Here is an 11,742-nt window from a genome sequence, read left to right as displayed (position 1 = left end):
GTGACTTCACCGCCCGTTGCCCCGTATGTTGCCCCGTTCCGGCGGACCGGCGTCTATCTTGACCACAACGCCACAGCTCCGCTGAAGCCGGAGGTCAAGGCGGCGATGGGTCAGGCGATGGATCTGGTCGGCAACCCGTCCTCCGTCCACGCCTTCGGCCGCAGCGCCCGCCGGGCGGTGGAGGAGGCGCGTGCCGCCGTGGCGGCGCTGGTGGGCGTGAAGCCGGCCCAGGTGCTATTCACCGGCAGCGGGACGGAGGCGAACAACTTCGCGCTCCGTGGCTTCCCCGGCCGCCGCATGCTGACCTCCGCCATCGAACATGAGTCGGTTCTGGCCGCCCAGCCCGAGGCGGAGCGCTTCGGCGTGGACCGCGATGGCGTTGTCGATCTGGACGAACTGGAACGCCGGCTGGCCGCTGCCGGCGATCCGGCTCTGGTCTCCCTGATGCTGGTCAACAACGAGACCGGGGTGATCCAGCCCGTGGCCGACGCCGCCCGGATCGCCCACGCCCATGGCGCGCTGGTCCATTGCGACGCGGTGCAGGCGGCCGGCCGGATGCCGCTCTCCCTGCGCGATCTCGGCGTCGACCTGATGACGCTGTCGGCCCACAAGCTGGGCGGGCCGACCGGCGTCGGCGCTCTGATCCTGGCGGAGGGGCTCGAGCCCGACGCGCTGATCCGCGGCGGCGGGCAGGAACGGCGCAAGCGGGCCGGCACCGAGAACCTGCTGGGCATCGTCGGCTTCGGCGCCGCGGCCCGGCTGGCGCTGGACGGGCTGGCGGAGGCCGCCGACCTCGCATCCCTGCGCGACCGGCTGGAACGGGAAGCGCTGGCCGCCATTCCGCGCGCCCAGGCGATGGGGGCCGGTGCGGCGCGGGTCGCCAACACCAGTTGCCTGATGCTGGCCGGCCTGCCTGGCGAAACCCAGGTTATGACGCTGGACCTCGCCGGCGTGGCGGTCAGCGCCGGATCGGCCTGCTCCAGCGGCAAGGTGAAGCCATCCCATGTGCTGGCGGCGATGGGCGAGGACGACCGGTCCGCCGCCAGCGCCATCCGGGTCAGTCTGGGCTGGACCAGCGACGACGAGGCGGTCGACCGCTTCCTGACGGCCTGGACCGCGATGGCGCGGCGAAGCGCGCCCGCGGATGGCTGATCCCGCCTGTTACCCGCCATGGCTGCGCGACCATCTGTCCTCGGCCCGGAAAGCCCGCATTCGCGCATTGCGCCGGATGCGGCTTATCGGTATGACCCCGCGGAAGGCGGCCTTCGTGACAGTGGCCTTCGTGACAACAGGGGCCTCATGTCGGGTAAACCATCCCATCGGCCGAGCCTTTCGGCGTTTTGACGGACTGCGCGCATGACCAGCTCCAAATCCGGCCCGCCCAAATCTGGCCCGCCCGGCAACAGCAGCGGCGGCATTTCCGGCGCCATCGCCGGCGATCTGGAGCCCTGCGGCACCTGTGGCCGCTCGGTGGCGCCACGCGCCCTGTTCTGCCACGCCTGCGGCGCGGTACAGCCGCCGCGGCCGCTCGACCCCTTCACCCGGCTGGGGCTGGAGCGCCGCTTCGACATCGATCTGGAGCAGCTGTCGAAACAGCATGCCGGCTTCACCCGCGCCATGGACCCGGAGCGCTTCGCCGCCCGCGGCCCACGCCAGCAGGCCAATGCCAAGACCCAGGTCGAAGCGCTGCGCGACGCCTATGAGGTGCTGCGCGATCCCATACGCCGTGCCCATGCGTTGCTGGAACTGATCGGCGGCACACCGGCCGATGGCGACGAGGATGGCGACGAGGAGATCGCCGACCTCGCGGCCCGGCTGGCTCGTGCCGACGACGTGCTGGAACTGGACCGCATCGGGCTGGACCTCAACCAGCGGGTCGAGGCCTGCATCAAATATCTCGCTCCCGCCTTCCGCAAGGCGCAGACGGCGTCGACACCCGACAGCCCGCCGGCCATCGACGGTGCCGCCCGCATCCTGGCCAGGGTGGAACGGCTGGAGGCCCTGGCCGCAGAGGTGCGCGACCGCCGTGCCGCGCGGACGACCCCGCGGCCGTGATTCACATTTTTCTTACAATCGCCCTTTAAATCGCTAGGCAACCGTAGAAGAACGAGGACCCCATGCCCAAGATGACCTTCATCGAGACCGACGGCACCCGCCGCGAGGTGGACGCCCCGCTCGGCCTGTCCGTGCTGGAGATCGCGCACAAGAACAGCCTGGATCTGGAAGGCGCCTGCGAGGGCTCGCTGGCCTGCTCCACCTGCCATGTCGTGATCGAGCCGGAGTGGTTCGACGTCCTGCCGGACGCGCAGGAGGATGAGGAGGACATGCTGGACCTCGCCTTCGGTCTGACCAAGACCTCGCGCCTGGGCTGCCAGATCATCATGACCGAAGAGCTGGACGGCCTTGTCGTCCGCCTGCCGGGCGGCAGCAACAACGCGATGAAGTAAGCGTTCGGGGGAACCCTGTTCCAGCCGCCGGGACGGCGCCGCGCGCTGCGGCACCCGGCGGCCGCCTGTGTTGTTACCCTGCTGCGCATTCCTGCCTTTTCCGGGCGCCTGCCCGCCTTATATAGGGCGCCATGAACTCCCTCGGCCTTCCCAAGCGCCCCCAGGACACCCGCGTCGTCGTCGCGATGTCCGGCGGGGTGGATTCCTCCGTCACCGCGGCCGTGCTGCGGGAGGAGGGCTATGACGTCGTCGGCATCACGCTGCAGCTTTACGACCACGGCCTCGCCTTGCAGAAGCCGGGCGCCTGCTGCGCCGGCCAGGACATCTACGATGCCCGTCAGGTGGCCGACCGCATCGGCATTCCGCATTACGTCCTGGATTACGAAGGCCGCTTCAGCCAGGACGTGATGGACGATTTCGCCGACAGCTATCTGCGCGGCGAGACGCCGATCCCTTGCGTGCGCTGCAATCAGCGCGTCAAGTTCCGCGACCTGCTGAACACCGCCCGCGACCTGGGGGCCGAAGCGCTGGCCACCGGCCATTATGTCCGCCGCATCGCCGGCCCGCAGGGCGCCGAGTTGCACCGCGCCGTCGATCCCGCCAAGGACCAGAGCTATTTCCTGTTCGCCACCACGCGCGAACAACTGGAGTTCCTGCGCTTCCCGCTGGGCGGCCTGACCAAGCCGGAGACCCGCGCGCTGGCCGAGCGCCACGGGCTGGAGGTGGCGGCCAAGCCCGACAGCCAGGACATCTGCTTCGTGCCCAACGGCAACTATGCCGAGGTGGTGGCGAAGCTGCGCCCCGGCTCCGTGGAGCCCGGCGACATCGTCCATGTCGACGGCCGCGTTCTGGGCCGCCACAAGGGCGTCGTCCACTACACGGTCGGGCAGCGCAAGGGGCTGGGCATCGGCGGCATCCGCGGCCAGCAGGAGGAGGCGCTCTACGTCGTCCGCCTGGAGCCTGCCCGCCGCCGCGTGGTCGTCGGCCCGCGCCGCGACCTCGCCCGCTCGCTGGTGATGGTGCGCGACGTAAACTGGCTGGGTCCCGATCTGGCCCCCGATACGGCCAATGGCGCCGGGATCGAGGTGTCGGTGAAGCTCCGCTCCGCCCAGCCGGCGGCCCCTGCCCTGTGGCGCGCCGGCCCGGACGGCACCGCGCAGGTCGAACTGCTGGAGCCCCAGCACGGCATCGCTCCGGGTCAGGCCTGCGTCGTCTATCAAGGCGACCGCGTGCTCGGCGGCGGCTGGATTTCCGCCACCGCTGGCAGCGTGGGCGAGAATGCGGCCAAGCTTGTGGGAGCAGGGGAAACGGCGGCCTGAATCAGAGGGTTATGCGACCTTCCGCCGGTCGGGCGAAAAAAATTGCACCCCCCGAAAAATCCGCGTTGACAGGCCAAGTCGCCCTATCCTATATAGCGGCTCCCGGCGGCAACGACGGGACACGATGGTAGCCACGGCGGCGGAAACGCCAACGACGGCGAACACGATGGCAGCGTAGCTCAGTGGTAGAGCAGGGGAATCATAATCCCTTGGTCGGGGGTTCAAATCCCTCCGCTGCTACCATCATAGAAAACCCCCTGATTTCCGGAAGGACGTCAGGGGGTTTTTCTTTGCGCGCTCTCAGCTTGACGCAGTGTGGACTGCAGATCGGCGACTGTGGAGAACCAGTGGCTCCCCCTATCCCGTCATCGACTTCGGCAGCGCGATCCGCGGCTCGACCTCCACACGGTTGCGGCCGGCGTTCTTGGCGCGGTAGAGGGCGGCATCGGCGCGGGCCAGCAGGGGTTCGATGCCGGTGTCGCTGCCGGTCAGCCAGCTCAGGCCCAGGCTGACGGTCAGGAACAGCTCTCCGCCGTCATCCCGTTTCACCGGCTGGGCGGCGATTGCTTGGCGCAGGCGCTGGGCGGCGGCGAAGGCGTTCACGGGTGGGGTTTCCGGCATCACCACGGCGAACTCCTCGCCGCCCAGCCGGCCGATCAGGTCGCAGGCGCGCAGGCTGTCCTTGCAGGCGCGCACCGTGCTGCGGATCGCCTCGTCACCGGTGGCGTGGCCATAGCTGTCGTTGACCCGCTTGAAATGGTCGATGTCCAGCATCACCACCGACAGCGGGCGCTCGTATCGTCGCGAGCGGGTAAACTCTTCAGCCCCCCTCTCCAGGAAGCGGCGGCGGTTCATGGCGCCGGTCAGGGCATCGGTGGTCGCCAGCCGCTCCAGGTCGCGCTGCATCGCCACGACGCGCGAAGCCGCCAGCAGGCGCGCCGCCGTCCATTTCCAGTCCAAAGGCTTGCGCAGGAACTCGTCGGCACCGGCCTCCACCAGTTCGTGGAACTGGTCGGTCATGCTGCCGGGGATCATCAGGATCAGGTAGAGGTGACGAAGCCCCTGGGCCGTGCGCAGGTGCCAGCACAACTCCAGCCCGGTCATGTCGGCCAGACGGATGTCCGCCATCACCACGTCGAATCGCTCATTCGCCACCGCCTCGATGGCGGCGGCGCCGTTGTTGACCACGCTGGTGGCGTAGCCGAGCTTGTTCAGCTCGTACACCATCATGGTCAGGTGGCGCGGTGAATCGTCGACGATCAGAATCCGCAAATCGAAAGCTCCCGGCGATCCCTGCCCGTTTATGGAGCATGCGACCTTACTTGTGCAAATGTCCTTAACGTCATGCCATGGCAGGATAACCAAAAGCAGGGGTCATACGCCGGTATGCCGAGTTGGTGAGTGGCATCCAGCCGGTGGAACGATCTGATGCTTTTGCACATGTTGCCTATTGGGCCGACCGGTTGATACTGTCCTGGCAAATATGTTCGCAGGACAAGCGGACGATGAGTGCGGGAGGCACGACCATGGACAGCGCGCGCGCGGCCCACATCGATGAACTCGTCCGTGTCTCCACCGGCCGTATCTCTGCTGGCTTGCGGTCAGCGCGCGATCCGATCATCGAAAATTCGTGGCGCCGCTGTGTCGCCGACCACAAGCTCGACCCCACCGTCGGGCGAGAGCCGCACATCCTGCCGCAGGAACGGCTGCGCGAGCATCGTGACGCGATGGACGAGTTCCTGCGCATGGCCCGCTTCGGGCTGGAGGCGCTGTACCGGCAGGTCGCCGGCATGGGCTATGTCCTGCTGCTGACCGACAGCAACGGCGTCACGGTGGACTTCATCGGCGACCCGACCTTCGACAACCATCTGCGCCGGGCCGGGCTGTATCTGGGGTCGGACTGGAACGAGGGGCATGCCGGCACCTGCGCGGTCGGCACCTGCATCGCCACCGCCCAGGCGCTGACCGTGCACCAGACCGATCATTTCGACTCCACCCACATCCCGCTGACCTGCACCGCGGCACCCGTCTTCGACAGCGGCGGCGAGCTGGCCGCCGTGCTGGACATCTCCGCCCTGCACTCGCCGGAACCGAAGATCAGCCAGTATCTGGCGCTGCAGATGGTGCGCGCCTATGTCCACAAGATCGAAACGGCCAACCTGTACAACAACTTCCGCCGCGACTGGGTGCTGAAGCTGTCGGCGTCGCAGGAGTTCGCGGAGGTCGACCCCGACTTCGTCCTGGCGCTGGACGCCGGCGGGCGGGTGGTCGGCTTCAACCACAAGGCCCATGATCTGCTCGCGGAGGACGGAGCGTCACCGCTTGGCCGCTCCTTCGCCGAACTGTTCGATTGCGAGGTGGACGATCTGGTCCATTTCGTCCGCTCGCTGCCGACCGAGCAGCGCACGCTGCGCCTGCGCCGCACCGGACTGCCGCTGTTCGCCCAGGCGATGCCGCCACCCGCCGTGTCGCTGCCGCGCAGCCACGCGCCGGATCACGCCGGCGATCCGCTGCCGGAGCCGCTGCGTGTGGTGTCCGGCGGCGATCCGGCACTGAAGGCGGTGCTGACGCGGGCGGCCAAGCTGGTCAACACCCGCATGAGCCTGCTGATCCATGGCGAGACCGGTACCGGCAAGGAGCATCTCGCCAAGGCCCTGCACAAGGCCAGCATCCGCCGCAACAAGCCCTTCGTCGCCGTCAATTGCGCGGCCTTGCCGGAGAACCTGATCGAGAGCGAACTGTTCGGCTATGAGCCCGGCTCCTTCACCGGGGCGACGGCGCGCGGCAAGAAGGGGCTGATCCTGGAGGCCGACGGCGGCACCCTGTTCCTGGACGAGATCGGCGACATGCCGCTGTCGTCGCAGACCCGGCTGCTGCGCGTGCTGGCCGAGCGGGAGGTGACGCCGATCGGCCGGACCAAGGCGGTGTCGGTGGATGTCCGCGTCATCGGCGCCACCCACCGCGATCTGGTGGAACTGGTCAAGGCAGGACAGTTCCGCGACGACTTGTACTTTCGTCTCAACGGCGCGGTGTTCACCGTGCCGCCCCTGCGCCAGCGCGGCGACCTCGACTGGCTGATCGAACGGCTGCTGGCCGAGCGGGCCGAGCGTGACGGCGTCGGCTACCGCCTCACCCCGGCGGCGCTGGCCGCCCTGCGCGGCCATGGCTGGCCGGGCAATGTGCGGGAGCTGGTGAATGCGCTGGACTATGCCTGCGCGGTCAGCGATGGCGGGCTGATCGACCTCGACGACATTCCGGAGCCGGTGCAGCACAGCGGCCTGTTCCGGGCCTGGCCGGAGGAGGTTGCCCAGACGGTGGCGACGGAGGAGGACCCGGCTGCCCGGCTGCGCGAAACGCTGCGGCGGCACCATTGGAACATATCGGCGACGGCGCGCGCGATGGGGGTCGACCGCTCGACCGTCCATCGGCAGATGCACCGCTTCGGCATCGTGGCGCCGCACCGGGCGGAGTGAAGGGAGGGGGCGAGAGTCTGTCTCGGCCGCCCCCTACTTTCCCCTTTACCCCACGGCTCCGAACCCGCCGCCACCCGGTGTTTCCACCACCAGGGCGTCGCCCGGCCGCATCGCGGCGCTGTCCTGGGAGGCCAGTTCCTGCACGCTGCCGTCGGTGCGCTGGACCCAGGTCCGGCCGACGGCACCGTCGGCACCGCCCTTCAAGCCGAAGGGAGCGATCTTGCGGTGGTTGGCGAGGATGGCGGCGGTCATCGGCTCAAGGAAGCGCAGGCGGCGGATCACGCCGTCGCCACCGCGCCAGCGCCCTGCCCCGCCGGATCCCCTGCGGATGCGGAAGCTCTCCACCAGAACCGGGAAGCGCCATTCCAGCACCTCCGGATCGGTGAGGCGCGAGTTGGTCATGTGGGTCTGCACGGCGTCGGTGCCGTTGAAGCCGTTGCCGGCACCCGACCCGCCGCAGACCGTCTCATAATACTGGTGCCACTCGTTTCCGAAGGTGGTGTTGTTCATCGTGCCCTGGGCCGACGCCATCACCCCCAGCGCGCCGAACAGAGCGTCGACGATGCACTGGCTGGTCTCCACATTGCCGGCGACTACCGCGGCGGGCGGATTGGGCGACAGCATGGAGCCCGGCGGAATGACGATCTCGATGGGGCGCAGGCAACCCTCGTTCATCGGGATCTCGTCGTCCACCAGACAGCGGAAGACATAGAGTACTGCCGCCCGGCAGACCGCCGACGGGGCATTGAAGTTGTTGGTCAGCTGGGTGCTGGTTCCGGAGAAATCGACGATGGCCGAGCGTGCGCCATGGTCGATCGTCACCCGCAGCTTGATGACCGCGCCGTTGTCCAGCGTCACCGCGAAATCGCCGTCGCTCAGCACGCCGATGGCGCGGCGGACCTGCTCCTCGGCATTGTCCTGGACGTGGCGCATATAGGCGATGACGGTGGACAGGCCGTGCAGGCGCACGACGCGGTGCAGTTCACGGGTGCCCTGCTCGTTCGCGGCGACCTGCGCCTTGAGGTCGCCGATGTTCTGCGCCGGGTTGCGCGCCGGATGCGGTCCGGAGCGCAAGAGCTCCACCATCTCCTGCTCGCGGAACTGGCCGTTATCCACCAGCGGCACGCAGTCCAGCAGCACGCCCTCGTCGGCGATGGTCCTGCTGTCCGGCGGCATCGAGCCGGGGGTGATGCCGCCGACGTCGGCATGGTGCCCGCGGGAGGCGACGAAGAACAGCAGCTCCCTGCCCGCCTCGTCGAACACCGGGGAGACGACGGTGATGTCCGGCAGGTGGGTGCCACCATGGTACGGGTCGTTCAGCGCGAAGCTCTCTCCGGCGGTAAAGGTGCCGCCGCGACGCTGAATGACGGCGCGCACGCTCTCGCCCATCGATCCCAGATGAACCGGCATGTGCGGCGCGTTGGCGATCAGGCCGCCGTCGCGGTCGAACAGGGCGCAGGAGAAGTCCAGACGCTCCTTGATGTTCACCGACCGGGCGGTCTTCTCCAGCGTCACGCCCATCCGCTCGGCGATGGACATGAACAGGTTGTTGAAGACCTCCAGCGTCACCGGATCGACCTTCGCCCCGCCCTTGACCCCGGCGGCCTGACGCTGGGCCGCCGGCTCCAGCCGGGTCAGCACCAGATGGTTCTTGCGGGTGACCTCCGCCATCCAGCCCGGCTCGACCACGGTGGTGGAGACCGCTTCGGCCAGAATCGCCGGACCGACGACACGGTTGCCGGGCTGAAGCTGACGACGGTCGTAGAGCGGCGCCTCGCGGCGCTGCCCCCCTCCAGGGCCGCCGCTGTGGATGGCGACTGTGGCGAGCCGGCGCGGCAGCACCGCGGTGGCGGCAGGAAGCTCCGGATCCTCCAGAACGTCGGTCAGGCCGACCGCCTCCAGCGTCACCGACTCCACCTCCAGCGCGGTGCCGGGGGTGAGGAAGCCGTAGCGGCGGCGGTGCGCCTCCTCGAAAGACTTGGTCATCGCCACCTTCGACCCGAAGGCGACTGTCAGGGTGGTGTCGGAGCCGGCGGCCTTGAGATGGACGCGGCGGTTGATCGCCTGCCGCCCGGCATCGACACCCTGGCGGGTCAGCTCCGCCCGCCCTTCGGTCTCCAGATCGGTGAACAGCATGGTCAGCCGGTCGACGACGGCGTCGCTCAGCGGCCCTTCGACCGCGCGTTCGCGGATGGCGACGGTGTCGGCCAGCCCGATGCCGTAGGCGGAGAGCACGCCGGCCTGCGGGTGCAGGAACACCCGCGTCATGCCCAGCGCGTCGGCGACGGCGCAGACATGCTGGCCCGCCGCCCCGCCGAAGCCGTTCAGCGTGTAACCGGTGACGTCATAGCCGCGCTCGACCGAGATCTTCTTGATGGCGTTCGCCATGTTGTCGACGGCGATGCGCAGGAAGCCCTCGGCGACCTCCTGCGGGGTCATCGTCGTGCCGAGCTTGGCATTGACGGTGGCGGCCAGTTCGGTGAAGCGGGCCTTCACCACGTCGGCATCCAGCGGCTGGTCGCCGTTGGGGCCGAAGACATTGGGGAAGAAGCGCGGCTGGATCTTGCCGACCATCACGTTGCAGTCGGTGACGGTCAGCGGCCCGCCGCGACGGTAGCAGGCGGGGCCGGGGTTGGCACCGGCGCTGTCCGGCCCGACACGGAAGCGGGTGCCGTCGAAGACGCAGAGCGAACCGCCGCCGGCCGCTACCGTGTGGATGTGCATCATCGGCGCGCGCACCCGCACGCCGGCGACCACCGCGTCGAAGGCGCGCTCATACTCGCCGGCGTAATGCGACACGTCGGTCGAGGTGCCGCCCATGTCGAAACCGATGACCCTGTCGAAGCCGGCCATGCCGGCGGTGCGCACCGCGCCCACCACACCGCCGGCCGGACCCGACAGGATGGCGTCCTTGCCCTGGAAACGGCGGGCGTCGGTCAGCCCGCCGTTCGACTGCATGAACATCAGCGGCACCGGCGTGCCATCGACGCTGAGGTCGTTGGCGACCCGGTCGACGTAGCGGCGCAGCACCGGCGAGAGGTAGGCGTCGGCCACCGTGGTGTCGCCGCGGCCGACCAGCTTCATCAGCGGGCTGACCAGATGGCTGACCGACACCTGGGTGAAGCCGACCGCGCGGGCCAGCGAGGCGACCTGACGCTCATGCTCGGGATAGCGGTAGCCATGCATCAGCGCGATGGCGGCGGCGCGGAAGCCCCGGCGATAGGCCTCCTCCAGCCCGCGGCGCACGGCATGCAGATCGACCGGCTTCAGCACGCGGCCGTCGGCCATCACCCGTTCCGGCACCTCCACCACCTGGGAATAGAGCTGGTCGGGCAGATCGATGCGGCGGGCGAAAATCTTCGGGCGGGCCTGATGGCCGATGCGCAGCTGGTCGGCGAGACCTTCGGTGATCAGCAGGACGGTCGGCTCGCCCTTGCGTTCCAGCAGGGCGTTGGTGGCGACGGTGGTGCCCATCTTGACCACCTCCACCGTGTCCGGCGGGATCGGCTGGCCCGGCTTCAGGCCAAGAAGCTCACGGATGCCCTGGACGGCGGCGTCGGCATAGCGCTCCGGATTTTCCGACAGCAGCTTGTGGGTCACGACCGACCCGTCCGGCCGGCGGCCGACGATGTCGGTGAAGGTGCCGCCGCGATCCACCCAGAACTGCCACCGGGCCGGCCTGGTCTCCGCCGTTGCGGCCACCGCCCCTCCGGCCACCGCCGCGTTCTTCGTCTCACCCATTGTCGCACCCGCCGAATTCCATGCGCGGCAACCGCACCGCGCGTGGGCCGGAGTTTCGCGATCCGGCAGCGAATTTCAACCGCCTGAGTGGCCCGCCCCCATCAGGAAGGAAGGACGCGGCGGAAAGAACACAGGATCACAGACGACCGGCCCGGCGGATATCGCCGTCAGGCGGCCAGCCGCTCCCGCGAGCGGGTGGACAGACGGGACTGAATGGCATTGCCCGACAGGATGCTGTTGAAGGCGCCGCTGCCATCCTCCAGCGCCTCCAGGGCGATGGAGAACTGGTTGGGTGCCGGCAGATCGAACATCGAAGTGATCTCGCCTCCGTCGAGCGCCAGCCGTCCGCCGAACCGGCGGGCCAGGGCGCGCATGCGGGAGTTTTCCGCTAGGCACACTATATGGACATGGCGGATGCCACGGTTGCGGGCGACGGTCAGGATGCGGCGGACCAGCGTGCTGCCAACACCCTTGCCCTGCAATCCCGATTCGATGCTGATGCCGAATTCGGCCTGTTCGGGCCAGAGGAGGCGGTCGCCGCACAGTTCGATGGCGCCGCGCAGCACGCCGTCCTCGAACGCGCCGAGAATCACCGTCCGGCCCCAGTCGATCGCTGCGCAATGCCGCTCCACCGCCTCGTCCGACAGGGTGCCGGCGAAGCGGGCATAACGGTCCGTGCGGTCGAGGCGGAGAAGATGCGCCCGGTACTGGGGCAGCTCGGTCGGCATGATCTTGCGGATGACAGGCATGGCTCTGCTCACG

At 68.8% G+C, this 11,742-nt stretch carries 8 protein-coding genes and 1 tRNA gene; 6 read left to right on the top strand and 3 right to left on the bottom strand.

Features of this window, described 5'->3' with window-relative positions:
• The 5 genes from GBZ48_RS06355 to GBZ48_RS06335 all read left to right on the top strand — a co-directional run bounded on the left by GBZ48_RS06355 (position 1) and on the right by GBZ48_RS06335 (position 4,009).
• On the top strand, positions 1-1,152 hold the full coding sequence (locus tag GBZ48_RS06355; RefSeq protein ID WP_174470240.1) for an aminotransferase class V-fold PLP-dependent enzyme: 1,152 nt from the start codon (positions 1-3) through the stop codon (positions 1,150-1,152).
• 204 nt (positions 1,153-1,356) lie between these two features.
• On the top strand, positions 1,357-2,055 hold the full coding sequence (locus GBZ48_RS06350) for a molecular chaperone DnaJ (RefSeq protein ID WP_174470239.1): 699 nt from the start codon (positions 1,357-1,359) through the stop codon (positions 2,053-2,055).
• A gap of 62 nt (positions 2,056-2,117) precedes the next feature.
• The gene (locus GBZ48_RS06345; RefSeq protein WP_109086201.1) at positions 2,118-2,447 is read left to right on the top strand and encodes a ferredoxin family 2Fe-2S iron-sulfur cluster binding protein; all 330 of its coding nucleotides are present in this window, start codon (positions 2,118-2,120) and stop codon (positions 2,445-2,447) included.
• A 131-nt stretch (positions 2,448-2,578) separates the two neighbouring features.
• Positions 2,579-3,766 (top strand): tRNA 2-thiouridine(34) synthase MnmA, encoded by a 1,188-nt coding sequence (mnmA, locus tag GBZ48_RS06340; RefSeq protein ID WP_174470238.1) that lies wholly within the window; start codon positions 2,579-2,581, stop codon positions 3,764-3,766.
• Positions 3,767-3,934: 168 nt separating this feature from the next.
• Positions 3,935-4,009, top strand: a tRNA-Met gene (locus tag GBZ48_RS06335).
• Between the two features lie 114 nt (positions 4,010-4,123).
• On the opposite strand, the gene GBZ48_RS06330 is transcribed toward GBZ48_RS06335, so the two are convergent.
• Positions 4,124-5,038, bottom strand: coding sequence for a GGDEF domain-containing protein (locus GBZ48_RS06330; RefSeq protein WP_174470237.1), 915 nt, complete (start codon positions 5,036-5,038; stop codon positions 4,124-4,126).
• Between the two features lie 254 nt (positions 5,039-5,292).
• Here GBZ48_RS06330 and GBZ48_RS06325 point away from each other — a divergent pair, with 254 nt between their 5' ends.
• Positions 5,293-7,239, top strand: coding sequence for a sigma-54-dependent Fis family transcriptional regulator (locus GBZ48_RS06325; protein ID WP_174470236.1), 1,947 nt, complete (start codon positions 5,293-5,295; stop codon positions 7,237-7,239).
• A gap of 45 nt (positions 7,240-7,284) precedes the next feature.
• On the opposite strand, the gene GBZ48_RS06320 is transcribed toward GBZ48_RS06325, so the two are convergent.
• Positions 7,285-10,980 carry a hydantoinase B/oxoprolinase family protein gene (locus tag GBZ48_RS06320; RefSeq protein WP_174470235.1) on the bottom strand — a complete coding sequence of 1,232 codons (3,696 nt, stop codon included), beginning with the start codon at positions 10,978-10,980 and terminating at the stop codon, positions 7,285-7,287.
• Between the two features lie 167 nt (positions 10,981-11,147).
• Complete coding sequence (locus GBZ48_RS06315; protein ID WP_174470234.1) at positions 11,148-11,729, bottom strand: GNAT family N-acetyltransferase; 582 nt, start codon at positions 11,727-11,729, stop codon at positions 11,148-11,150.
• Between the last annotated feature and the right edge of the window lie 13 nt (positions 11,730-11,742).

The organism is Azospirillum melinis (assembly GCF_013340935.1).
GTDB lineage: Bacteria > Pseudomonadota > Alphaproteobacteria > Azospirillales > Azospirillaceae > Azospirillum > Azospirillum melinis.
The sequence above is the reverse complement of the archived record's forward strand: the minus strand, read 5'-3'. Positions and strand labels throughout refer to the sequence as shown.